Below are 23,210 nucleotides of genomic sequence, written 5' to 3'. Positions count from 1 at the left end.
CAGGAGTACGCCTCGGCAGAGGTGTGCGCCGCATGCACGGCTCCCCTCATCGTGCCGGGCTGGGTGGCGCGAACTCTTCCGCTCTACTGCTCCACAAGCTGCGCTAACGCAGCCGCGCGGCGCGCCAGCGCCAACACGCACGAGGGCACCGACCCCGAAGAGATCGGTTCGACCCTACCTCCCCTGCTGGGCAGGTAGGACCCGGCAGCACGACGAGGCCCCCGTTCCCCCGGATGACTCCGGTGGAACGGGGGCCTTTTTCGTTCCCGGCACCGCGGCCGGCGCATGCTCAGGTCCGTGGCGGCGCGGCGAAGGCGGTGGCCCATGCCGTCATCGCGCGGTCGAACATGTCGAGCGCGTGAGGCTGGCCCGTGATCAGCATGATGACGCCGACGATGAAGAAGGAGAGGCCCAGCATCATCAGAGCGGGTCGGCGGTACATGGCGACGCGGTCCCCCGCCCGTCGGAGGGCCTGACGCCGCAGGGCGCGACGGTGGCGCTTCACGCTCCGCTGCAGCAGCGCGATCTCGGCCTCGATCTCGTCGAGCATCTCCGCGTAGGTGGTGTTCATCGCGTCGAGGGCGCCGGAGACGGCCAGCGGCGCGGGCGCGGCCTCGAGCTGGTTGAGCATCTCCGCGTACACCTCGTCGATCTCGGAGCTACCGTCGTTGTTGGAGCTGTTTGACGGCAAGCTGTTCATCAGCGTGTCCTTGATGCCGAAGGGCTCGCCCGCTCGTGGTTGATCGCCATGGTCGAGCAGACGAGGCTGGCTGTTTGAACCGGCATCAAGAAACACCTGGGCCGGGGTTCTTGCAGTGAGGAAGAACCCCGGCCCGCTCTACATGGTGTTGCTCACACCCGCTTACATCAGGGCCGTGGCGAGACTTCGGTCAGGCCAGCCGAAGAGCGGGGCTGCAGTTGCCGAACGGGCAGGCCGGTGTCCTCCCGAGCAGGAGACAGCGGCAGCGACATAAGGACGCGATCGAGCAGCCGACGGCCGAGGCTGACGATCAGCGCAATGACAGAGACGGTCCACAGACCTGCAGCGGTCCGTGGGGGGCGAGACGATTCAAACAACACGGTCACTCCTGTTCCTGAGAGGGCACTTGGGCCAGTCCCGACCGGCCTTTGCGGATGGAGGCGCTGACTGCTCGCCCGCGGCAACGGGCTGGGCAGTCCCTCCCTTAGGCGCTCGGGCCGGCCGACGGCGGTGGCCGGCCCGAGCACCGTGGGCAGGGACTACTCGGGAGCGAGCGTCCACTCGCGCAGCTTGCGCTGCAGTTCGGGATCGGCGAGCTTGGCGCGCGCCCGCCTGACCGTCTGGCGGACTGCGCCCGGCGTGCCACCGCGGATCGCCGCGATCCGGGCGGAGTCCAGGTCGTACATCTCGACCAGGAGCCAGACGGTCAGCTCGTGGGAGGAGAAGTGCTCCTTCAGCTCCTTGACTGCGCGGGAGACCTGGTCCGAGAACTCGACGGAGGTCATGCCATCCGCACCGACGACCCGGATCCGCTGGGTGACATCCTCCAACGATGACGTGTCGTCCATGACGAACTGCTCGGCCAGCTTGGCGATCTCGTTCATGTGGTCCCGCGCCGCGTTGGTGCAGATCGTGCTGAAGTACGACCGCACGTTGCCCACCGGTCCGTGGCGCTGCAGGTGGCGGTGGAGCTTGGTCTGGGCCTTCGACAAGACGTCGTCGACGTGGTTCGGGCCGACGATGGACTGGACGGCCCGGTGGAAGCTGGGCATGCGCCGGTCGGCCTCAAGCCACTGGCTCAGCGCTTCCGGCATGAGGTCGGAGGGTGGGTCCCCGAGGACCCGCTGGTATGAGCCGCGATTGCGCACTTTCTGACCTTCTTCAAGTGTCGACACCAGCAGCCAGGGTTCTCCTCGAAGGGGGAACGCCAAGGCCTTCTGTATGGACCACTCCTGGCGGTGTCTCTGGCGTGAGCAAGCATCAGGGTGACATGCGTCACAGAAGATTTCGGTGTCGGTCGGGTGCGGCGTGAGCGGTCGGCGCCGTGTCCTCAGCCGCCGCTGCCACCAGCTGACGGGCAAGGACGATCCCGTCAGCTGGAACGGGGTCCAAGATCGTTGCCCGCCAGGCGGGAGCGGACGAAGTTCCTCACGCCCGAGCCGCCCGGGATGGCGTAGGCCGGGAAAGGCTGCGTGATCACGCGCAGCCGACCCCGCGCGGAAGGAATCGCCCCGATGTCAGATCTCTACAGCCATCACGACCTCGACTTCGCCGTCGCCACCCTCGGGCGGGCGCTGCGGGAGTTGCTCGGCACGTTCACCTCGGCGGCCCCCGAGCGCGACGCCGACGGCGACGAACACGTCTCCTGGTGGCTCATGCTCCGGCCCGCGGTGGACGACCAGGAAGACGCCCCCGCCCCCGCCGCGGCGCCCACCGTGACCGTCTGCGTCGACGCGGACTCCACCCGCATCGAGGTGACCCACCCGGTCGGCGAGGAGGCGTACCGGCTCGACGACCGCTCCGCCAGCGCCGTCGAGAGGAGACCGTATTACACGGTGCCGATGCCCGCTGGCAGCACCGGGATACTCACCCGCTGGTGATGGACCTCTGGCACCAGGAGGAGCAGTCCGCCCACCCCCGAGGCCGGTGTCAGCTGTGCGGCAAGGGCCGCGCCCTGTCGGTCTGGCGGCCACGCTGAACGCCCGCCCGGCCCTCACCGTGCGGCACGCCCACCGCGTGTGTCGGGCGACATGAGAATGTCAGTGGTCGGCGGCATGGCATGTGTCAGTGTTACGCCTCTTCTGGATCTTCGCGCTCCGATGTGGTCGCTGGCCCGCGCCGCTGGCGAGGTCGAGTTGAGGGGTCGGCCGACTGGAGCATCCAGGGATGCACGACACGGTCCTGGCGAAGAGCCTGGCCTCATGAGCCAGCAGAAGCGGGCGGTGGTCGATCCTCCGGACAGCCGTGGCCTGCGTGAGGTCCGGGTGGACGGGGTGACCGTCGGTCGGGCCTGGTCGCTGCGGGAGCTCCGCCGACTGCTGACCCGGTCTGGGTTCCCCAAAAAGATGGATCCGGCCGTCAACCCGGCAGTGTTCTGGTATGGCGGAGGCCCTGGCACCTGGCCCGACCGGTCTCTTCGGCGGCGTGCAACGTTGGTGCTGCTGGTGGCAGGTCTGCTCGGATCCGCGGCCCTGCTGGTCGACGTCGGCCGCCCGGACCTCTTCGGGGCACTGACCTTCGCCGGCCGGGTCATGGGGTGGATTTTTGTCGTGGGCGGCTTCCTCCAGGCCGTGGCGGCGGCGGCGGCCTTCGACTACTGGAGCAAGCGGTTCTTCAAGCCTTCCGGCGCTGTCGCCTTGGCCGGGGTGATCATCTCTCTGGTCGTGTGCACCCTGCTACTGGGCCTCTGGATGCAGGAGAGGGAGTACTTTCCGTACTGCCTCAGCTACCTCTCGTTGTGGGTCTGGTCCTTGTGGGCCACCTGGCGGGTGTGCAGGGAGAAGCCGTGGCGGGGAATCGCCCATCCTCGCAGCTTTGCACTGGGAGCCATCGCGTCGGGCCTTGTGGCGGCGGTGAATCTGGCGTACTCGGGGCTCTACCAGCCCACCACCGCCATTGCACAAGCGCGCTATCAGGTGGCTTTCGGCACCCCGTACGCCTCTCCCGAAGCGCACAAGCCGATCATGTACGTGCCGGTGACCGTCACCCTGGAGAACACCGGGACCGTGCCGTTCTGGCTGCTCGCCAGCGTGATCAAGGTGACCGGCGCGTCGTCGAAATCCAGACCGAAGGAAACATTGATCCGGAACTGGCGCGAGGGCTGGGGCGAGAGCCAACTCTACGCAGGCCCACCCACCTACAACCTCGTCTACTACGGGTACCTGGAGGATCCCGGCGGCTGGCTCGACCCGGGGGACACAATGAGGAAGCAGAGGGTGATCCAGCTACCACGCAACGCGCCCTTCGACTCCCTCGAAGCATCCAGCACCGTGACCACCATGCGGAAGGACCACGGCTCCATCGACGGCGAGTTCCACACGAATCACTGGTCGTGGAAACCGGACGAGGTGACTAAGCGGGTGGAGTGCGCCGACTGCGGGGACAGCGGGTTCAACCTCGGTCGGTTGCGTTACGACAGCAACCTCATGAATGTGACACGCAAGCCGCGTTACGTGCTGTCGATCCGCTACGTGTCCGACAGGCTCGAGGACTACACAGTCCTCGTCTCGCCCATGAACAAGGCGGGCAAGATCTCATGGAATGACGAGCCGGAGAGCCGCCTCGCCCTCGTGGACGACGGGGCCACCCCCTCGACCGTCTCGTTCGCCCAGTTGCTGAAGCAGCTGCGCTGAGCTGAGCTGGGCCTCTGGCGGGTCCCTGCGCGTCGGCGGCGCATGGTGGGTCCAGCCAAGGTAAGCCCAAAAAGCCGCCATGGGGTGATCTTGGCGGGACCGAACAGGACTTGAGCTGGGAGTAGATGCAGACGTTCTTCTTCTCGACGTGCCAGTAAATCATCACGCCGTTGCCGCCGTAGCGGGCGTGGTACTCGGTCATGAAGTTCGAGGACCAGGACCCGAATGGTCCAGCGTGCTTCCCGAGGCACGCAACACGCGTACCCCGGGTCCCCCTGGATTGCCCAAAGGCGCCGACGCAGAAGGCGTGCCTGCTGTCGCCTCTCATGCGCACCCGTGGAGCGAGGGTGCACGTTCCGCGGACCTGGGCGTCCCGGCGCTCGGTCCGTACCCCCGCCTGCCCACTCCGGACCGGCGCCAGCTGCCTGCACTTTCGTCACCCGGGGGGCCGTGCCCCGACGCCGACGCGCATCCCTACTTGTCCGGGCCGATGACGAGCCACACTGCGGAGTGCGGGCGCCTTCCGAGTACCCGGTCCGAGGGGCGGCACTGAAGGAGACGTCGGGAGGTCAGTTCCGCCGTTGAGGACCTCGTCGAGGTTCACCAAAACAGCGAGAACAAGACGTTTCCAGGAACCAGGGTGCCGCGGTCCCACGAGACGTTTCAGCCGACTGATTTGGATCTTACCGCCGATTTACGGCTTCAATTCAGGCTGCTGGAGACTCTTTTGGTTGCAAAACCCTCGCACGTAGGGGTTCTGTTGAGCGTGGCGCGCACTTTCCCTCGGGAGGGTGTTTTGACGTACGGACGTGGTGTGCACTTTCTTCAGCTGACAAGGGCTTTGGAATGGTCTCGCTCAGCGTTCCGGGTCCACCCGGGGGTGGCTCCCCCGAGGGACCCCATGCTCATGGAGCATCGTTCCGGCGGCCCGCGCCCCTCAGGGGTGCGGGCCGCCGTTCGCGTGTCTCGGGCCTAACGAGCTGCACAGCCACTTTGGTTGAACAGCGAACATCACCTTGGGATAAGTGTTTTGTGTAGCAATTCCCTCCGCGCGGAGTGAAGTTGTGGGCACGTCACCCGAGTGCCGTAACCTATCCCCAGCGCCGGATCGACTCCTCGCCAGGGTTCGAGATTTACCGGCCAGTAACGCCAGCAAGGGACCATTCCAAGATTGCGGTCGAGCTGCGTCTCCCCTCGGGGCTGTGCAGCTCGGCCGCCGTACCCCTAGGGGTTTCCTTTGTCAGAAGGCATCCTCGCTGCGGTGTCCACCGACTCCTACCGCCTCGCCACCACCCGAGCGCGCGCCGAGCATCAGCCCGTCAGCTGAACCCTGACGGATCAGCTCTCACTGAACGCTTCCAAGGGACCCGAAGACTCGCACCACCCACTGATCCATCCGGGCCGCGAAGTCACACGCTGAGGCGATGTTCGAAGCCGGCAGAGGTCCGAAATCGTCAAGGCCGTCGAAGAAGTCCACGTCAGCCCAGCCACCGCGAAACAGAACCACCTGCAGTTCTGCCTCGGCCGAACCCGAGATCACCACCCCGAGGGAATCGGGATCGTTGACCCGAGCTCTGTCGGTCTCCAGAGGCTGGGGCCACTTCGCCTCCCAATCCCTCCAGGTCATCTCTCCGACCTCAAGGCCAGCCGATCTCCAGCTCTCGACTCGCTCGCGCAGCAGCGCGGCCGCTTCGTCAAGATCAACAACTCTGTCCATGAAGGGATCATCCCTCATGGGCAGAGCTCAGCAGCCCGAAGCATGCAGCCGACGGGTCACGCGACACAACAGCCCGATGTTCCTACTTCTCGCCAACATCTCCAGGGCCACACGAGCTGGGGTGTTCCCCGGATCCGCCAACAACCGTTCCTGCTTCTGACCTATGCAGCCACCTGGCGGGCGCTGGATGCCGGATGGGAGATCGACTACCGGGCGGACATGGTGCTGCAACACCCCCGCACGCCGCGTCCCGGCACAAGGTGTACTACTGCAATACCGGCCGTAACCGGGTCTGGCTGGCCAAACGACACCTGCCCGCCGTCCTGGTCCCGATCTACCTCGCGACCTGGGCCGCGTACACGCTGGGCCGCGTACACGCTGGCCCAGCGGCCCCCGCTGTCCGGCTTGGCTGCCTGGTGGGCCGGCTTCTTCGAAGGGGTACGGGTGCCGTGCCCGCCGAGGCAACCCATGCGCAGGCGGACGGCATGGCGGATGACCCGACTGGGCCGCCCCCCGGTGATCTGACACCCCAGCCGCCGAAGCCGTCCCTACCGCGCAGCGAGCCGACAGCCGCGGCCGGATCCGCCAGCGTGGGGCCGCGGTCCCGTCGGCCCGCCCAGAACAGCGCGAAACCCAGTCGGCTGGCCCGGCCTTGCCTCCGTCCCATCCGTGGAACTGATGAGACCCCCCGCTGCGGCGCCCCTGCGTACTCGAAGCCGCTCGGGCATGGCGGGAATTCGCCCGCAGCCGGTCAGTCCTCCGCACGGCTCCAGGCGCTGGGCACGATGCCCGGCATCCGGTGGTCGATCTGGTGCTCGCCCTTGGTGCAGCCCGCGAACGGGCCTGTGGAAGCCCTCAGCTCGCGTATGCACGGATCGAGGTGGTCTCGGTGCCACACCGAGGGGCCGGTGTAACCGCAGGTGGCCGGGTCGGTGAGCTCCTGCCAGGCCAGCCACAGTGCGTGCAGTCGCGCGATGGCGACGGGGTGCTCGAACCACAAGTGGCACCAGCGGGCATCAGCGGACGGCTCCGCCAAGTACCCGGGTACGAGAACCCCCTCGACCCACTCGATCAAGGCGCGCAGCTCGTCGTCGTACTGCGGCGGGTCGAGGAGCAGGATGAAGGGCGGGAACTGCCACTGGTCGTCGCCTCCCTCCTCGGGCTCGCCGCCAGCGTCCTCTTCATCGTCCGCCGAGGCCTCGCCCAGTTCGCTGTTGGCGCCCTCGGTCAGTGCTTTGACCAGGGCGTTCAGGGCGGCTATCTGGGCCTTGAGGTCCTCGATATCTTGGAAGACCCCCACGGGCACTTCGAATTCCGGGTCAGGCATGGCGGGCCGCCTTGCGGGCCTCGTGCTCGGCGACGGCACGCTTGGTGATAGAGAGCTCTTCTGCAGCCATCTGCGGGCCGAGGTGGGCCATGGCCTCCTCCTCGTACCAGGGGCGCAGAGCGATCTGTGCAACGGGCATGCCCGTGGACATCAAAAGGGCCGTGCCCTTGCGCATGGCTCGGATCTCCGCCGGGTCGAGGACCTGCTCGCGCTGTTCGGAGTAGCTGCGGCTGACGCCTTCCTTGCCCTTGGAGTACGAGCCGCGCTCTACGTAGTGGGCGCCGGTGAGGGTGCTGACGTCCTGGGCGAACCGGGCGTCGTCGATGCCGACGCCGATGATCTTCTTGGTGGCGGCCGACCACATGGAGTCCATGCCGACCTCTCCCCACGCCTTCACGCCCTGGCGGTAGCTCTGCAGGATGACGAAGGGGGTGATCCCACGGCTGCCCAGGTGGCTGTAGAGGTCGGGCAGGTCGGCGATCTTGCAGATGTTGGCGGCTTCGTCCAGGACGGCGCGCATCGGCTCGGGCAGGCGGCCGCCGTGGCGCTCGCCCGCTTCGGCGCCGGCGGTGAAGACGGCGTCTGCGAGTGCGGCGATGACCGCCGAGGAGGGGCCTCCCTTCTTGCTCAGCAGGTACAGGGTGTCCTTGCTGGTGGCGAAGTCCTCGGGGTCGAAGCGGGGCCTGTGCTTGTCGGGGGTCACCCATGCGAGGACCTGCTCGTCGCGGAGCGCTGACATGGCAGTCCTGGCGTTCTGGTAGATGCCCGACTGGGTTTCCTCGGCGATCGAGATCGAGGAGTCGACCTGCTCGGCGAGCACGGGCTCGTGCTGATAGAGCACCCGCAGGGGCGCTTTCTCGCGCGGGTCGGACAGCCACTTCATCACGTCGCGGACGGTGCCGCCATCGTGGTAGGCAGCCCGAAAGAGGCCTACCAGCAGGTCGCCTGCAGCCTGGCTCCAGAACGGGTCGGCCTGCTCGCTGGTGATCTGATTGACGAAGTGGGACGCGAGCCGCTCGGCGCCTTCCAGGGTCTCGGCCTGGGCGATCATGTCCCACCACATCTCGCGCTCGGCGCGGGCCACCCCCTGGGTGTCCATGGTCCAGGTCTCGCCGAGCCGGCGGCGGGAGGTCCGGGTGGCAGCGAAGACGTCGGCCTTGTTGGAGGTCATCAGCAGGGCCGCGGGGGCCTCCTCCGCCACAGGGATGGCCAGCGCGGTGGACTTGCCCGCGCGGGGCGCCATGATCGCCACGTAGGTGTCCTCGTCCGAGCCTCTCAGCTCGACCCCGGACGGCATGTGGTCGCCCAGCAGGACCCCGCGGTCTCGGGCCTCGACCTCCTTGGGCTTGCGGTCCCTCAAAGAGAGGCGCAGCCGGGTGGCGGTACGCGCTGCGTGGTGGGGGGTGAGCTCGCGGACCTGGTGGAGGGTGGCCAGGCTGGACGGGTTGCGGAACCAGCGGAACGCCAGCCGCAGCCCCCAGATCACCAGGACCACCGCGGCGACGTCGAGGAGGCCGGCGCCGATGGCGGAGGCGGTCTGGGAGTGCGGCCACACCGACGCCCAGTCGGTGGCCATCTGGTAGGCGGCGACCAGGGAGAGGGGGAAGGGCGCCACGTCCTCCCCGGTCAGCACCGCGCCTGCCGCGGCTCCGACCCAGGTCGAGACCGACAGGGTCACCGCGCCACCGACCAGAATGCCGCCGGCCGCCCACGCGCGGTCGTTCTCCGTCATCATCGACTGCCGCCCCCCGTGGTCGTCGCCCGCCGCGTGTTGGTGTCCGTGCGGTAGAGGCGCTTCTCGGTACCGGTCAGCTCCAGGGCCGCCGCGATTCCGGGCCGGGCGCCCACCTTGATCAGATACTTTCCGCGGCCCGGGTGGCGGGCGCCTTCCTCCTCGGCGAGCGGCGGCCGGGCCTCGTCCTCGTCGGTGAGGACGGTGGGGTCGATGTCCAGGCCGGTGGAGGTCGCCGACGACCATGAGCTGATCAGCATGCGCTCCTGCTCGGTCAGCGTGCGCTTGCCCGTCACGCGCCCCAGCTCTTCTTCGGAGGAGGCGCCGATGACCCACGTGTCGCAGCGGTCCATCAGTCCGCGTGCCTTGGCACGGTCCTGCTCGGTCGGCAGGGCCTCGACGTCGAGCAGGGAGTGCGTCACGTAGACGGTGACGTCGTCGGTGGTCCGGTTGAGTCGGCTGATCGCGTCCATGGCGTCGACCAGGCCCGGGCCGCTCCTCAGCGCCCGCCACATCTCGTCCATGGGCAGGACCAGTTTGCGGTCCATCAGACCGATGGAGCGCGCCGAGTCGATGCTCGAGTAGGTGTAGGCCCACGTGGCGATCATTCCCGCGCTGACCACGTCGTTTCCGCGGGCCCGCAGCGCGCTGATGTCGACCGACACGGCTGGCGCGTTGATGTCGAGGGGGGTCGTGGTCTGCCCGTCGAACAGGCCGCGCAGAGGTCCGCCGATCAGGTTGTCCAGCCCGGCGATGACCGAGCGGGTCAGGTCGTGGTAGCGGTCGTCCTGCGCGGCGAGTTTGCTCCGCAGCTCCTGCGGAGCGGCGCGCAGAACCCGGACCACGTCGGCCACGACCGGGTCGCTGCCCGACTCCTGGGCGTCGGAGGCGAGGTGGACGGCGGTGTCGAGCGCGCTGCGCTCGATCTCGTCCGGGGTGCGGCCGAGCCCGTGCTTGGTGGACAGCAGCGCGACCAGCGTCTCCAGCCGCCGGCCGTTGAGGACGTCGAGCAGCGCCTGGCGGCGCTCGGCCGGCAGGGCGGCCACGCGGCCCTTGAGCGGGCCGGAGTCCAGGGGGTTGATGCGGCCGATGCCGTCGCCGATCCGGACGACGGATCCGCCGAGCTCTCCGATCAGCCCGCTGTACTCGCCCTTGACGTCACCGGGTACGCACACCATGTGCCCGTACGCCGAGTAGACCAGGCACACCCTTTTGACCAGCGCACTCTTGCCTGCGCCCGGCTGGCTCATCACCCACACGCCCGGGTTGGTGGTCAGCTTGCCGGTCCAACCCGAGGGATCGATGCATACGAGCTCGCCGGTGAGCACGTCCCGGCCGACCGGCACGCCGCGCGGCGGCAGCCCGGAGCCGAGGAGGAACGGGTAGATCCCGCCCACCTGCGTGGAGGGGCCGGTGTAGACGGTGCCCGCATCCTCGACCGGGGCGCGGCCGCCGAAGCGGCCGCCCCAGCCGAGCCGCGGCGCGAACCGGGCCCTCAACTTCTTCTGGGCCTGCCGCTCCTCGCGGGTGGGGCCCTCCTGGACCGTACGGGTCACGCGCTTGGGCGTGGTCACGGCCGGCGGCTTCGGCTTGCGTGCCATCGTCGTCAGTCCTTCACCAGCGGGTTGTAGCCAAGGGGTAGCCCGGCCGCAAACACCGCGGACTGGGCTCCGAAGGCGGGACGCATCCGGATGCCGCGCGTCGCCTTCATCGCGCGTTCCAGCTCCTGGCGGGCGGCGGGAAGGTCGGCAGCGTTGCGGGCGGTGACGGTGACCATCAGCGTCCAGTCGACGACCTGCGCGCCGCCGGCGACCTGGGCCGCTGCCTGCTCCGCCCTGCGGGAGTCCGCCCGCTGGGACCACTTCGCCCGGCCCTTGACCTCGGCCGTGGCCTGCTCGCGCTGGTAGGCGTGGCTGATCTCCCGCTCCAGCACGGCCTCACCCTCGTGCGGATCGAGCACCCGGTAGGCAAGGGTGATCCTCCGCTGGTAGCGGCCGGGGGCCAGCAGCGGCAGCAGCACGCTGTACGGCAGGGGGCGGCGCGGCATCTCACGCAGCACCCACGAGACGGAAACGCCCCCGTCGTGCGCGTACTCCTCCCACCCGTCGTCCGCGGCCACGGGACCGCACTCCGACCAGGACAGCTCCTCGAACTCCGCGTCCCGCGCGTTGAAGACCGACGGGTCGTACGCGCTGCGCACCAGCCGGCGCAGGTCGATGTCGGTGGCCCTGCGCTCGATGTCGGTCCCGGTGCCGGACAGGTCCAGCGAGTCGACGACCTTCAGGGCCTCGGCCACCTGCTCCGCCAAATCGGTGGGCGGGTTCGCGGAAGCGGTGGGATCCACCGTCACCGACATCCACGGCGCCACCGACGCGGTGGCGTGCGGGGTGGTCCGCACGAGCTCGTCGACGATCTGCTTCGCCAGGCGGGGAGCGTTCGGGTCCTGGCGGGCCTTCACATCGTCACCCAGAGCCTCGCCGGCCCCCGGCGTGATCTGAATGGTGACGCTGGCGCCCTTGACCTGCTCGTCCGTGCTCATCGCCTCCAGCACGGACGACCAGGTCCGCAGGCTGCTCTGCACCGCCCCGGTCGGGGCCATCAAGCTGCCGCCGGGCGCGAGCAGCGTGGTGATGGTCATGCGGTCCGTTGCCCGGTCGTGCACGACGCCGACGTTCCGACCCGTGGTCGGGTCGTGCGCCTTGATCAGCGTGGAAGAGGCACCCACCCCGGGCAGGTCCAGCGCGTACGGGTGCGGCAGCAGCAGCCGCCGGTAGGAGGTGGCCTCGACCCGCGAAGCCCGCCGCCACGACGCCTTCGCCCAGTAATACGCCAGCGCGGACATCCCGTGCCGGCGGGCAGCCGCCAGCCCCAGAACGACGAGGGTCACCGGCAGGGTGAGCAGCAGCGTGACGGGCGCCTGGGTGGCGATCAGACCGTCCGCCAGCAGCACCATGGCAGCAACGATCGTCGCCCCCTTGGACAGCCCGCCGAGACCAAAGCTCCGGCGCACACGGAAGCCCTCGACCATCAGAGTGCGGGGCACCTCATGAGCACTCACTGCTGGTTACCTCCCCCTATTTCTCCAGCCGCGCCCTGGACGGTGTCGTTGACCCCGTCGAAGACCCGGATGCCGGCCTCGATCGCCAGACCCGCAGGCCCGCCCGCCACGCCTGCACCAGTGGTGGTCGCCGTACCGGTGGTCGTTGCGGTCCCGGTCCCCACACCCGCCATACCTTCAGGGCCCCCGCCCTGGTTCGGCACGCTCGGTACCCCCTCGTGGCGTCCCGACCGGTCCGGCTGACCGCTGTCCCGATCTCCGCCGCCTTGCCTGCCCCTCTCCTGCTCGACGTACTGGGCGTGCTGCACGGCCGTGTGCGGCCCCTCAGGATCGGGGTCGGGGTCTCGGTCGGGGCCCTTGCCGCCACCGCGACCGCCACCGCCGGATCCGCCACCGCCGCCGCTACCGCCGTCACCCCCGCCGAACTTGCCGGCGAAGAAGGACGTGGCGGCACCCAGAGCACCCCCCATACCCCCGGCAGCCATCCCACCGCCGACCGCGGCACCAAACGGCGCAAAGACCTTGCTCAGCGGGCCGGGCGCGAGAATCGCAAGAATGAGCGTGGCGCAACCGCGCAGCCACTCCGCCAGCGTCTGGGACTCGCCGAACTCCTTGAATCCGATGCACATGATGAGGGCCAGGATCGGCTTGTAGGCCACGATGACCAGCCCACTCGTGATCAGCTTGGGCGCCCACTGCCGGGTCACGTCCCCGCCGGCCCTTCCCCCGCCGGCCACCGGCAGCAGCAGGCAGATGATGGGAATGGCGCTCTGCCGCAGGAACACGATGATCAGCTGCACGAACCCGACGATCACCATCAGCTGGACTACGCCCAGGACGATGATCGGGTTGCCTATGCCCTTGGGGATCATCACCTCCAGGATCCGCTCCAAGGCCAGGTTTTGATCCTTGAACGCCTCGTTGACTAGGCCGGTGCTGATGGCGTCTCCGGCTTCCAGCAGGAGCACAAACAGCGACACGCCGATGGTGGACAGAACGATGTTCTCCACCCAGCCCAGCATGGCTCTGCCCGCGTGCTTTGCCTGGCCTGTGAGAGCCACTTTCCCGAGCTGCCACATCATCCCTGCTGCGGCGATTACCAACCCCAGCCACACGAGCATGCCAGCCAGCTTGGCCTTCCCGCCCCACAGGCCGGTGCTCTCCAGGTCAACCGACGGGCCCATCAACGCGACGGTGAGGACCTTCTTGAGAATCCAACCTGCCGCATCCTCAATGGCGACAATGATGTCACCGAGGGCGCCTTCCTTGATCTTCTTCCACTCGGCCTTGACCTCCTTCGAGGCCTCCTTGCCCACCTTGTCGCACAACGCCTCGCTACCAGCACCGCCGACAATCGCGCCGATGGGTCCCATGATCGCGCCTGCTGCTGTACCGACGCTGCCTTGGCACAGCAGCTTGACGCCCTTGCCTATCGGGTCGGGGGCAGCCGCTGCGGGCTGCGGTGCAGACACCGACACCGCGAAGACGGCGACCAGGGCGAGGAGCAGTGCTGCCAGCCTGCGTCTCACGACGCCGCCCGGATCGCAGTCCAGCCGCCCGTGTTGAACTCAGCGTCACCCGGAGCCACCATCGGCGGCCGGGCCTGGCCATCGGTGTCCTTCAAGGCCCGCCTTGTGGCCTCCGTCGTCAGCTTCCAGTCCCCCTCCTGCCACTGTGCGGCAAGGAGAGTACGGGTGAAGGAACCCTGCTCCTTTGCGGTCTCCCCGTTCTTCTTGACCTCGTTACTCAGCAGCCACACGCTGACCTCGTCGTCAGTCTTCTTGATGATCTTGTAACCGACCACATGACTGCGCACGTAAGCACCCGGCGGCAGTGACTGCCCGACGCTCACGCCCATCTCCTGGGCGAGGTCTTTGTCGGTCTCCGCGGCTGCCAGCTCAACCTTCTTGGCGTTCTCCGGGGACTGGTCCCCCTTGCCGAAGTACGAGTAGTACATCCGCAGCTGCTCATCGGCGGTGGACTGCTCGCCCTCAATGCGGGTGGAGTTGGCGGCCGCCAGCATGGCCACAGCGCCCTCCGCCGTGTGCGGGAAGCCGACCTGGTTGTGACGCTCGTCCGTGCGCTGCCCTCGCGGCAGCGCCGCCCACCGCTCCGGCTCTGTCCAGTCGGCCGGCGTCGTGTACACAGGCGCAGGGCTCGCCGAGCTGGACACGCTCGGGCTCGGCCCGCCCTTGGCCGACGCGCCCTCACCGCCGTCATCTCCGGCGAACGCTGCGTACGCCGTCAGGACGAGGACGGCGGCCAGCGCCAGACCTGCAATCCACGTTCCCTTGGTGTTCCACGTCCCCCTCGTCCGCGACACGTCAGCTCCCCGCGATGCCGTTGAGAATCGTGATCAGGGAGCCGGCCAAGAGGATCGTGGCCACTCCGGCGCCCATCCACTTGAACGGTTCCGAGCCGCCGCCGCTGCGGGACTTGTCGGAGACCGCGAGCTTGTAGACCCCGAACCCGGTCCCACCGACCCCCGCGAGGATCAGCAGCCACAGGCCGTAGCCGAAGATCTTCGATACGGGACCGTCCAGTTCAGGGATCTTGGTGGGCTCCGCCTTCGGGATAAGGCCGTCGGCCAGCGTGAAGAACTCCATGGTCATGCTCATCGCGTCGTTCCCTCCATCGTGCGCCGCAGCTTCTCGGCTGCGGCTAGAACGTCCTTGTGCTCCATCGCCTCGTCAGGTCCTTTGACGGACCGCAGGACGGGCAGGTACGGCACCCTCGCCACTCCCGCGAGGCGTCCTTCCAGCGCGCGCACCAGGTACCGTGCGTCAGCCGCCGGCCGGACCGGGGCGTCGGAGACCAGCACCAGCCACGGCTTCGGCAGGGGCCCCCAGCGCCTGAGCAGCTCCTCCACGTGCATCGCGCCGTACACGGTGGTCTCAGCCAGAAGGACCGGCTCGGTGCCGTACGGCACCGACTCCCCCGGCGCCAGAAGGCGGGCGCGCTCACCTCCGGAATCGCCGTCGAGCATCGCGGCGACCGTGGCGACGGCAATCCCGAAACAGTGGACGGGAATGAGCGCGTACTTCAGCGCCGCACCCTCCCGGGCGGCCATCTTCAAATGGCTGGTCACTCCTCAACCCCCCTGAACTCGCAGCCACACAGGCGCTCTGGGCCTGTGGGACTACAGAGGCTAGCGTGAACAACCGACAGCCTGACGTGCGATTATGCACCGGCCCGACGCCGAAAGTACTGGCTCGGTGCCCGCCGACTCCCGTTCACGGAAAGAGGAATACCGAATGAATTCAGCCACGCTCCCGCATTTCCCAAGGGCCCCTTGGGCAACACCGCGGCAACCGTGGCCGAAAATCGCACTCCGGCATTCGCAAGCTCCACAGCACGGCACTGCCAACCGGCAGCCGCCGCACCACAATCGGAGCGCACTCGGCCCGCACACGTGATCTAGTACGGCAGACAGCAAGCCCAACGAGGCAAGGGACACACAACCGGGGGGACAAGTGAAAATGCTGATCGGAGCCGTCGCCGTGGTGTTAGGGCTACCCCTCATCGCGGTCACCGGCCTGACGGCCGTCGTGTTCTTGGACAGCTCCGCGAAAGCTGTCGCCTCCGACGGGGGCGCCGGCCTCCAAGGCGTGCCCCAGGAGTTCCGCGAGTGGATCCTCAAGGCAGATGCCGCCTGCCCGGAGCCCGAGATGACCCCGGCCCTGCTGGCCTCTCAGCTCTGGGCCGAGAGCCAGTTCAAGACCTCCCGGGCCGAGGCCACCAGCTACGCGGGCGCGCTGGGGCCCGCCCAGTTCATGCCGGAGACGTGGGCCACCTGGGGCCGAGACGCCGACGGCAACGGCGTGAACTCACCCTGGGACATCGGCGATGCCGTCACAGCCCAGGGCAGGATGATGTGCTCCCTGCTCGGCCAGGCCAAGCGCTCCGGATACGCCGGAGACCCCCGCGCACTCGCCCTTGCCGGGTACAACGCCGGCTGGGGGGCCGTCGAGCGGTACGGCGGCGTGCCGCCGCGCTCCTTCGCCGGCGGCCAGACCTACGACTACGTGCACAGCATCCTCGCCGAGATGCCCCGCTTCGAGGGCCCCGGCACCCTGCAAGTCTCCGGATCCGGAGCCGGCCCCGACGCACTGCGCCGGGCAGCCACCCGCCTGGGCACCCCCTACTCCTGGGGAGGCGGGGAACCGGACGGCCCCAGCACCGGTTTCTGCGACGGCGTCAACGGCTACCTGAACGGATCCTGCTCCGCGAGCCACACCGTCGGATTCGACTGCAGCTCACTCGTCCAGTACAGCTACTGGCCCACCACCAAGCTGCCCCGCACGGCCGCCGAGCAGTACGGCGCCACCTCCGACCGCGCCGTCTCCAGGAACGACCTCCAGCCGGGCGACCTCCTCTTCTGGTCCCACGGCTCCTCGAGCTCCATCTACCACGTCGCGATGTACGCCGGAGACGGCAAAGTCCTCCACGCCCCCCGTACCGGCAAGAACGTGGAAATCGTCCCCCTCGCCACTGCCATGCCAGAGCGGGACTACCACGGCGCCACCCGCCCCTGACCACCACGGCCGACGGCAAAGGCCGCGTGCCGCGGACCCGCAACAGAGTCCGCGGCACGCGCGCGTACCAGGCCGCCGGCTACCGGCCCTTGCCCCGCGACGGAGGGCGCAGCCCCGGGCGATCCGTGGCAATGGCGGACTCGGCAGGCGCCGACTGCTTGGCCGCCTGCGCCCTGGTAGGACCCACGGTCGACGACTGCGCCCGGGCGGCCGCCCTGCTGACCATCGGCCCTGCGCCGGTCATGGCCGCGCCGGGCGGCCGCCGCAGGACATCAGTGGTCGCCTGCACCAGCCGTGAGCCGAGCTGCGAACCCGGTCCCTGCTGCCAGGACGTGTCCTGCATCAGCCCGGCGAGACGGTCCTCCACCGACCGCCCCTCACTCTCCATCTTCGCCATCCGAGCGGCAACCAAGGGCCACTGCCTCGCGGCGAACATCAGGTCGGCCTCGCGCTCCCGCCCGGGCATGGCCTCGCGCACCATCCGCATGTATCGCGCGTTCTCCTGGGGCCAGATCGCCAGCTGCCGCAGCGCCTTCTCCCGGTCGGACAGGTCGAGATCCCTGGGGATGTCGAGCCCGGTCGTCATCGGCCCGTACGACAACAGCACGAACCGACTGGTCGTCGGGGCCTCACCGGCGGCGAGGACCTTCCCGACCGCCTGGTCGACGCCGAGGCCCTCATCGTGCGCGGAGGTGAGGATCTGCCGTACGTCAACGCCGCACTCATCCAGCTGCGCCATCGTCGCCGCGATGTCGGGCCACGCCGGGGAAGACAGGATCGCCTCCCGCACCGGGCCCGCCGGCAGCGTCTCGCGCAGCATCCTCTCCCACTCCCCCGTACCCTCACGGGCCACCCGCTCCAGGTTCGCGGCAACCGCATCCCGCACGGTCACGGCAATCTCGCCAACGCGCGGCAGCAACTGCTCCAGATCGACGCCTGCGTGCTTGAGCGCCATCAGCTGCTGCGCCAGCTGTGGCCAATCCGCGCCCTCCATCAGCGCCGCGGAAATGTCCGGCGGCAGAAAATCCTTCAGCTCCGACTGCGCGTCGGTTTCCGCCTGCTTGGCGGGCGGCAGCTCCTCCTCCGCCCCCTGCGTGCGCCGCTGCTGATGCCGGCGCACGGCGTCCGCAATGGCAAGGACCAGACGCACCGCTAAAACGGCGCTCTCCACCGCCTCACCCGCGGCCTCGGCGAACGGTTCCCCCTCTGGTGTTGCCATGCTGCACTCCCCTCGCTAGCGGGCCCGCCTCCGGCCCTTGTGCTGATCCTCGCCGGGCGGCCTACGCCTCGACGCGGCCGCCCCCGTCCCGCGGGCCGGTGCGGCGCTACGCCCCGTACCACCCGCGGCTCTCGGCAACGGACTCTTGCCGGACACATCCGACGACGTGCCGCGATACTTCCGCCATCCGTCCAGTCGCCATGTAAGCACCTCGGCGATGGACTGGGCTGAGAACAACTCCCTTCGAGCCGCCACCGCTGCCAGCACATCTGCGGGGTCTTCTCCCGCCCGCTCAATTTCCGCCAGACGCAACCGCAGCGCGGGCCAGGCCGCGTCCGAAAGAACACCTCGCGCATGCTCGGGAAGCGCCGCCCGGACCACACCCGCCATCGACCGCTCGCCCCGCCCGGCAGCCATCCGCTCACCCTGTGCCGTGACGCGCGCGGGCCGGGGCCGGTACTCGCGCGCCACATGCGCGCCAGCGGTGACCTCGACCGCCTCGAGCAGCAAGCGCCCGGCTCGTCCGGAAGCCTGCGCCTGGGCTCGGTACTCCTGCGCTGCATGCCAGCGCCGGGCAGCTTCCACGGCCTGCACCAAAGCCAGCAGGAATCCCAGCGCAGCCGCCGTGTCAGCGCGGCCCACCGCAGACACCGACTGCGACAGCACCTGTGCCGACTCGCGGAACAGGGCCCGTGCCTGGCCCTGCAGAGCTCGGGCGCCGGGCGCCCGAGACGCTCGCTCAAACTCGTGGGCAGCCTGCCTCAACTGGTCGCGCACCAAGCGCGGCGAGGAGGCAGCGGCGACCACGATCAGGTCACCGAGTGCGGCCACATCTCCCGCTCCCTGGTGCAGGCCATCGGCACCAAGCCGGTCGGCCGCGGCACGTACCTTCTCCTCGGCAACCCGCCACATCTCCGCCGGCGAAACACGCGCCTCCGGAACCGGTGTGCCATAACGCTCACGCACCCGGGGCAGCGACAAGTCTGGTGCCAGCCGGGTGCCGGCGTACCAGATAGGGCTCTGTTCCCGATTGCGGTCACCCGGCAACGCGACCGAGTAGCCGGCGAGCGTGCCGTCCGGTGCGATCCTCTGCTTCACCCGGAGTCCGGACGCGGTCAACTTCGCAAAGAAGTCGCCGTCGCTGATCGACGCCGCTGCTGCCTCGCGCACGGTTCGTTGCAGGGTCGCGCGAGGCGCTTCGCTCAGGCCACGGCGCTCCGCCTTCTCCTGCTCGCCGGACGTCTGCCAGCACGCTGCGGTCTTGTCGCCATGCTCGAGGCGGCGTAGTCCGAAATTCTCCTCGAAGGAGCGAGCGGCGGCCTGCATCCGCACGATGTCCTGGCGCAGGTTCGGCTGACGACCGTCCTCGCGTACCTTGGTGGCAACGATGTGGATGTGGTCGTCGGCATGCCGGACGGCAGCCCAGCGGCATGCCTCATCATCACCGTGTTCGGCGATGCCCGCGGCGTGCATCATCCCGCGTGCCACCTCGGCCCATTCCCCGTCGCTGAGGATGCGGTCCTCGGGAGCATTGCGCACGGCCACGTGGTACACGTGCAGCCTCGGCTTCGTCCCGCGCATCGCGAAGACCGGCGCATCGAGAATCAGCGCGAGATCCGAGATCGACATGCCCGGCGAGCGGGCCGGGTCGTCTACGTACGCATCCCAGGCAGCCACCATGTGCGGATCCACATGCTCATCACGCCGCCCCGGCCCGTAGAGGTAATGCAGAAGCCCGTAGGTGTCGTTCCCCTCGTCGAGCTTCTCCGGAATCACCCCCGCTCCTTCCTCTCCCGCATCAGCTGGAGCGTGGCCTCGTCCATACGCCGGATGGCGGCCAGAAGAGCTTGATGGACCGCGAGCATCTGCGGGTCGGCCACAACGCCGTCGCCGTTCACCACCTCCGCGATCCGGCTATAGCTGACCCCGACCCTCTTGAGCTCCCTCCGCGCCTCGATCACCTCCCTGACCACCGCCTTGGCACCGATCGGCGTGGGCACGACCCGCTCCACGGCGACATCCAGCGCGACACGTCCGACCCAGGACGCCATCGCCTGACCTTCACGCTCAGCAGCCGCCTTGACGATCGCATGCTCATCATCGTTGTACGACACCTTGATGCGGGTATCGCGGCTGCCGCCGGCCTCCCGTTCACGCCTCCGCACAGTGGGGCGTCGCCGCCTCTCATCCGCTAGTGGCTCTGGCACGACAGCCCCCTCCGGTCTCCTCTGGTCTGCGCTCGAACCCTTGATCACCGCCCTCCCCATCTAATGGAGGAGCAGCCGAGAACGCCGCTTACTGGGCCCAGTAAGCACTACCTTGCTACGACGGTCAAGAAGAGCACTCCCCATCAAGTCAGCATCTGAATAAAAGTCAAACCTGCTGCGATGAGCGCTAATTACTACTTCCCAACGGTCCCAACGCGCCCCCGCCAAGTACCATGCGCCCATGTCTGCACACGAGATCCTGCGACGGATGGAAGAGATCCAGGCAGCCCGCGCTGCGGCCATCGAGCCGCTGGCCGAGATCCAGGGGAAGCGTGCCGATCTGCTGCAACAGCTCGCCGACCTGGACGAGCCGTACGGCAAGGCCTACGCCGACGCCGAAGCGGCGGGCTGGAGCACGGACGAGCTGACAGCAATCGGCGCCGAAGAGCCGGCGAAGCGCCCGAAGGGAAGGCCGCGCACTCGGCGCGCAGCAGTGAGGAAGGCTACTGCAGAGGCGGCGCCTTCGACGCTGGAGACCCCTTCGCCGACGGCGACAGTTCCAGCTCAGGGCGCCTCAGGGAGCCCGGCCCCCGTGGCCACCGGAAGCCAGTCCCGCTGATGATCCCGATGGCACTCATCCAGCTGTACGCCGTGTACTCAGTGGCCGGCTCCGGGGTCATCCTCGGCGACTGCGGATAGCGGCCCGGCAGCGTACCCACCACGTCCAACGGCACTCGAATGGGTACTGATGAACACTCCTCTCTCCCCACCCTCGCTCTGCACCACCGCGCAGAAGTGCCGCTGGCTCACACCCGGTACGGCGATCGGGGCGGGGAGCAGGGCCAAGCCGCCGGGGCTCGCCAGCTCCGAGAGGTCATCCCCGCCGGTGCCGGGAGCAGGAGATGCCCCAGTGGGGAGTCTCACCTGACGGGGTCATCCCCGCGGGTGCGGGGAGCAGATCGCCGTGCCGGGCCTGCCCGCGCGGCGCCCGGGGTCATCCCCGCGGGTGCGGGGAGCAGTATGCGGCGGCCACCGACGCCGCGAACAGCTCGGGGTCATCCCCGCGGGTGCGGGGAGCAGCGCCCCGCTGGGCCGAGCTGAAACTCCGGGCGGGGGTCATCCCCGCGGGTGCGGGGAGCAGCCCCGCGGTCATACGGTCTGGGCGTTCCTCCGGGGGTCATCCCCGCGGGTGCGGGGAGCAGCGCCGACTCGTCCTGGTGACCTTCCCCTTCAAGGGGTCATCCCCGCGGGTGCGGGGAGCAGCCCCGCGGTCATACGGTCTGGGCGTTCCTCCGGGGGTCATCCCCGCGGGTGTGGGGAGCAGCGCCGACTCGTCCTGGTGACCTTCCCCTTCAAGGGGTCATCCCCGCGGGTGCGGGGAGCAGCGCGACGAGCCCGACCCGGCGGATCACCGACCGGGGGTCATCCCCGCGGGTGCGGGGAGCAGTTCATGGCGGTGCCGAGGACGAAGCGCTCGGCGGGGTCATCCCCGCGGGTGCGGGGAGCAGCGACCCCGCCGGCGCTCTGCTCACCTCCACCAGGGGTCATCCCCGCGGGTGCGGGGAGCAGCACAGGCTTCATGATGATCAGCGAGATCAGGGCGGGGTCATCCCCGCGGGTGCGGGGAGCAGCAGGCGGTTCCGCCGGTGATCCGCTCGCGGCCGGGGTCATCCCCGCGGGTGCGGGGAGCAGTCGGCCTTCTTGTCGTGGCCCTGCCTGAAGTAGGGGTCATCCCCGCGGGTGCGGGGAGCAGTCCCTGCTTGATTCCCGGCAGCTCAAGGAAGCTGGGGTCATCCCCGCGGGTGCGGGGAGCAGACGTCGCGCACTCCCATGGAGGCGACCATGTAGGGGTCATCCCCGCGGGTGCGGGGAGCAGCAGCAGGCCCTTCCCCGGCAGGGTGTCCGGTCGGGGTCATCCCCGCGGGTGCGGGGAGCAGGTCAAGACGTCGTTGATGTACACGTCGAGCGCGGGGTCATCCCCGCGGGTGCGGGGAGCAGCCCGTCCAGTCGGCGGTGGTGATGTCGCCGATGGGGTCATCCCCGCGGGTGCGGGGAGCAGGCTTGCTGGCCTGCCACTTTAGGCAAAGAAGAAGGCGTTCTCGAGCACTTTCATCGAAACCGTCTTTTCAGACGAATCGCTGTGAATCGGGTCCACCGTCGGGGTGCGGGAGGCGGGCCAAGGCATCGGCCAGTTGTCGCACGGAAACGGCGCCAGACTCGGGAAGGCCGGCGGCCGACCATGCCTGCTGTGCGGCAGCCGTGTCGCCTTCGGCGGCTGCGAGGACGTTCTGCTTCGCACTGTTCTCGTGGATCGGGTCGGTGTCGAGGCCGAAGTCGGCGAGGTGCACGACGATGCGCACCTCGAGCTTCGGGTTGGACGCCATCCGCTCGTTGAGGCGATAGACACGGACACGGTGGCCGATCAGGGCACGGGCGCGCTCGATCATCACCCTTCCGGCCTTCGAGTCGCCCCGATCGGTCCGGATCGGCTGCTCCAGCTCCCCGGAAGTGTTGCGCAGAACCAGGACACCGCGGGTGCTGGAGGCCTCCACCCGTACATCCAGCAGCGTGGCTGTGAACTGCTTCGCGGCATCGAGCCGGGCGATGTCCTGCCCCACCGTGTCCCCCAGGACATAGAGGCTGACGGCGCGTTCTCGTACGCTGTCCGTCCATTCGGCTTCTTCACCCGGCGGGCAGGGGCCGACCGCATGGGCGGCTGCAATGACGAGGTCGAGGTCACGGGGGTTCACCGCCCAATCATGAACGACACCGATCCCGACAAGCCAGCGAGCAAGCGATGGCTTACTTCTCTTCGACAGCAGAACGTCGGGCGACTGCCCAGTGCGCCGCGGTGGTTGACCGCACGATGGACTGGCCACTACCCGTGCCATCCAACATCTTCTCGCGGGGTTCGCAACAGGGTCGATCAGCGTCGATCCCATCCAAGAGGCCCCAGCGGTGCCTGCCGCGCCAACGTCGAGATCCCCGGCTACCGCCTGGAGCCGCGCCCTGGAGCGCGCCGGCCTCGCCCGGACGCAGGCGGCCGGGCCGGTACTGGCTGTAGTGGCGGGCGCTGCCGTCGC

General features: G+C 68.8%; 19 protein-coding genes, 2 pseudogenes and 1 CRISPR repeat array. Of the genes and pseudogenes, 5 read left to right on the top strand and 16 right to left on the bottom strand.

What is annotated here, in order from left to right; translation table 11 throughout:
- Positions 1–289: 289 nt before the first annotated feature.
- Together AB0953_RS27890 and AB0953_RS27885 are read right to left on the bottom strand one after the other, a co-directional pair.
- Positions 290–796, bottom strand: coding sequence for a hypothetical protein (locus AB0953_RS27890; RefSeq protein WP_366862324.1), 507 nt, complete (start codon positions 794–796; stop codon positions 290–292).
- A 443-nt stretch (positions 797–1,239) separates the two neighbouring features.
- Positions 1,240–1,794 (bottom strand): hypothetical protein, encoded by a 555-nt coding sequence (locus AB0953_RS27885; protein ID WP_366862323.1) that lies wholly within the window; start codon positions 1,792–1,794, stop codon positions 1,240–1,242.
- 420 nt (positions 1,795–2,214) lie between these two features.
- Here AB0953_RS27885 and AB0953_RS27880 point away from each other — a divergent pair, with 420 nt between their 5' ends.
- Both AB0953_RS27880 and AB0953_RS27875 read left to right on the top strand, forming a co-directional pair.
- Positions 2,215–2,580: a hypothetical protein gene (locus AB0953_RS27880; protein WP_366862322.1), complete on the top strand. Its 366-nt coding sequence runs from the start codon at positions 2,215–2,217 to the stop codon at positions 2,578–2,580.
- 321 nt (positions 2,581–2,901) lie between these two features.
- Entirely contained in the window at positions 2,902–4,332 is a 1,431-nt protein-coding gene (locus AB0953_RS27875; protein ID WP_366862321.1) for a hypothetical protein, read from the top strand.
- Positions 4,333–4,444: 112 nt separating this feature from the next.
- Here AB0953_RS27875 and AB0953_RS27870 read toward each other — a convergent pair.
- Positions 4,445–4,660: pseudogene (locus tag AB0953_RS27870) on the bottom strand (Tn3 family transposase); the annotation flags it as partial.
- A gap of 1,017 nt (positions 4,661–5,677) precedes the next feature.
- Positions 5,678–6,067, bottom strand: a complete 390-nt coding sequence (locus AB0953_RS27865; RefSeq protein WP_366862320.1) for a hypothetical protein — start codon at positions 6,065–6,067, stop codon at positions 5,678–5,680.
- 156 nt (positions 6,068–6,223) lie between these two features.
- Between AB0953_RS27865 and AB0953_RS27860 the strand changes: the two are divergent.
- A pseudogene (locus AB0953_RS27860) lies at positions 6,224–6,574 on the top strand (glycosyltransferase family 2 protein); the annotation flags it as partial.
- A 226-nt stretch (positions 6,575–6,800) separates the two neighbouring features.
- On the opposite strand, the gene AB0953_RS27855 reads toward AB0953_RS27860, so the two are convergent.
- The 8 genes from AB0953_RS27855 to AB0953_RS27820 are packed head-to-tail and all read right to left on the bottom strand — an operon-like array spanning position 6,801 to position 15,242.
- Positions 6,801–7,376 (bottom strand): DUF4913 domain-containing protein, encoded by a 576-nt coding sequence (locus tag AB0953_RS27855; protein WP_366862319.1) that lies wholly within the window; start codon positions 7,374–7,376, stop codon positions 6,801–6,803.
- Positions 7,369–9,108, bottom strand: a complete 1,740-nt coding sequence (locus AB0953_RS27850) for a TraM recognition domain-containing protein (RefSeq protein ID WP_366862318.1) — start codon at positions 9,106–9,108, stop codon at positions 7,369–7,371. Before AB0953_RS27850 ends, AB0953_RS27855 begins: the two co-directional genes overlap by 8 nt.
- Positions 9,108–10,709 (bottom strand): ATP-binding protein, encoded by a 1,602-nt coding sequence (locus tag AB0953_RS27845; protein WP_366862317.1) that lies wholly within the window; start codon positions 10,707–10,709, stop codon positions 9,108–9,110. Before AB0953_RS27845 ends, AB0953_RS27850 begins: the two co-directional genes overlap by 1 nt.
- A 5-nt stretch (positions 10,710–10,714) precedes the next feature.
- On the bottom strand, positions 10,715–12,166 hold the full coding sequence (locus AB0953_RS27840) for an SCO6880 family protein (RefSeq protein WP_366862316.1): 1,452 nt from the start codon (positions 12,164–12,166) through the stop codon (positions 10,715–10,717).
- Positions 12,163–13,695: a hypothetical protein gene (locus AB0953_RS27835; protein WP_366862315.1), complete on the bottom strand. Its 1,533-nt coding sequence runs from the start codon at positions 13,693–13,695 to the stop codon at positions 12,163–12,165. Before AB0953_RS27835 ends, AB0953_RS27840 begins: the two co-directional genes overlap by 4 nt.
- Positions 13,692–14,489, bottom strand: a complete 798-nt coding sequence (locus AB0953_RS27830) for a hypothetical protein (protein ID WP_366862314.1) — start codon at positions 14,487–14,489, stop codon at positions 13,692–13,694. The genes AB0953_RS27835 and AB0953_RS27830 overlap by 4 nt, the downstream gene beginning before the upstream one ends.
- Before the next feature lies 1 nt (position 14,490).
- Positions 14,491–14,784 carry a hypothetical protein gene (locus AB0953_RS27825; protein WP_366862313.1) on the bottom strand — a complete coding sequence of 98 codons (294 nt, stop codon included), beginning with the start codon at positions 14,782–14,784 and terminating at the stop codon, positions 14,491–14,493.
- Positions 14,781–15,242: a hypothetical protein gene (locus AB0953_RS27820; protein ID WP_366862312.1), complete on the bottom strand. Its 462-nt coding sequence runs from the start codon at positions 15,240–15,242 to the stop codon at positions 14,781–14,783. Before AB0953_RS27820 ends, AB0953_RS27825 begins: the two co-directional genes overlap by 4 nt.
- Positions 15,243–15,645: 403 nt before the next feature.
- Between AB0953_RS27820 and AB0953_RS27815 the strand changes: the two genes are divergently transcribed.
- A complete protein-coding gene (locus AB0953_RS27815; RefSeq protein ID WP_366862311.1) occupies positions 15,646–16,701 on the top strand; it encodes a bifunctional lytic transglycosylase/C40 family peptidase in 1,056 nt (351 codons plus the stop codon).
- 79 nt (positions 16,702–16,780) lie between these two features.
- Here AB0953_RS27815 and AB0953_RS27810 read toward each other — a convergent pair whose 3' ends face one another.
- The 3 genes from AB0953_RS27810 to AB0953_RS27800 are packed head-to-tail and all read right to left on the bottom strand — an operon-like array spanning position 16,781 to position 20,034.
- On the bottom strand, positions 16,781–17,920 hold the full coding sequence (locus tag AB0953_RS27810; RefSeq protein WP_366862310.1) for a hypothetical protein: 1,140 nt from the start codon (positions 17,918–17,920) through the stop codon (positions 16,781–16,783).
- A gap of 15 nt (positions 17,921–17,935) precedes the next feature.
- A complete protein-coding gene (locus tag AB0953_RS27805) occupies positions 17,936–19,696 on the bottom strand; it encodes a mobilization protein (RefSeq protein WP_366862309.1) in 1,761 nt (586 codons plus the stop codon).
- Positions 19,693–20,034, bottom strand: a complete 342-nt coding sequence (locus tag AB0953_RS27800) for a hypothetical protein (protein WP_366862308.1) — start codon at positions 20,032–20,034, stop codon at positions 19,693–19,695. Before AB0953_RS27800 ends, AB0953_RS27805 begins: the two co-directional genes overlap by 4 nt.
- A 334-nt stretch (positions 20,035–20,368) precedes the next feature.
- On the opposite strand from AB0953_RS27800, the gene AB0953_RS27795 reads away from it, so the two are divergent.
- Positions 20,369–20,746, top strand: coding sequence for a hypothetical protein (locus AB0953_RS27795; protein WP_366862307.1), 378 nt, complete (start codon positions 20,369–20,371; stop codon positions 20,744–20,746).
- Between the two features lie 251 nt (positions 20,747–20,997).
- Positions 20,998–22,186: direct repeats of the CRISPR family, unit length 29 nt; unit sequence GGGGTCATCCCCGCGGGTGCGGGGAGCAG.
- 67 nt (positions 22,187–22,253) lie between these two features.
- Here AB0953_RS27795 and AB0953_RS27790 read toward each other — a convergent pair.
- Entirely contained in the window at positions 22,254–22,877 is a 624-nt protein-coding gene (locus AB0953_RS27790) for a hypothetical protein (protein ID WP_366862306.1), read from the bottom strand.
- Between the last annotated feature and the right edge of the window lie 333 nt (positions 22,878–23,210).

It is taken from the genome of Streptomyces sp. NPDC046866 (genome assembly GCF_040704625.1).
Taxonomy (GTDB): domain Bacteria; phylum Actinomycetota; class Actinomycetes; order Streptomycetales; family Streptomycetaceae; genus Streptomyces.
The sequence above is the reverse complement of the archived record's forward strand: the minus strand, read 5'-3'. Positions and strand labels throughout refer to the sequence as shown.

What these genes read in the sequence shown, in the direction of transcription:
- AB0953_RS27885 (WP_366862323.1), bottom strand. Translation starts at nt 1,794, where the DNA reads ATGCCGGAAGCGCTGAGCCAGTGGCTTGAGGCCGACCGGCGCATGCCC.
- AB0953_RS27880 (WP_366862322.1), top strand. Translation starts at nt 2,215, where the DNA reads ATGTCAGATCTCTACAGCCATCACGACCTCGACTTCGCCGTCGCCACC.
- AB0953_RS27875 (WP_366862321.1), top strand. Translation starts at nt 2,902, where the DNA reads ATGAGCCAGCAGAAGCGGGCGGTGGTCGATCCTCCGGACAGCCGTGGC.
- AB0953_RS27865 (WP_366862320.1), bottom strand. Translation starts at nt 6,067, where the DNA reads ATGAGGGATGATCCCTTCATGGACAGAGTTGTTGATCTTGACGAAGCG.
- AB0953_RS27855 (WP_366862319.1), bottom strand. Translation starts at nt 7,376, where the DNA reads ATGCCTGACCCGGAATTCGAAGTGCCCGTGGGGGTCTTCCAAGATATC.
- AB0953_RS27850 (WP_366862318.1), bottom strand. Translation starts at nt 9,108, where the DNA reads ATGACGGAGAACGACCGCGCGTGGGCGGCCGGCGGCATTCTGGTCGGT.
- AB0953_RS27845 (WP_366862317.1), bottom strand. Translation starts at nt 10,709, where the DNA reads ATGGCACGCAAGCCGAAGCCGCCGGCCGTGACCACGCCCAAGCGCGTG.
- AB0953_RS27825 (WP_366862313.1), bottom strand. Translation starts at nt 14,784, where the DNA reads ATGAGCATGACCATGGAGTTCTTCACGCTGGCCGACGGCCTTATCCCG.
- AB0953_RS27815 (WP_366862311.1), top strand. Translation starts at nt 15,646, where the DNA reads ATGCTGATCGGAGCCGTCGCCGTGGTGTTAGGGCTACCCCTCATCGCG.
- AB0953_RS27810 (WP_366862310.1), bottom strand. Translation starts at nt 17,920, where the DNA reads ATGGCAACACCAGAGGGGGAACCGTTCGCCGAGGCCGCGGGTGAGGCG.
- AB0953_RS27795 (WP_366862307.1), top strand. Translation starts at nt 20,369, where the DNA reads ATGTCTGCACACGAGATCCTGCGACGGATGGAAGAGATCCAGGCAGCC.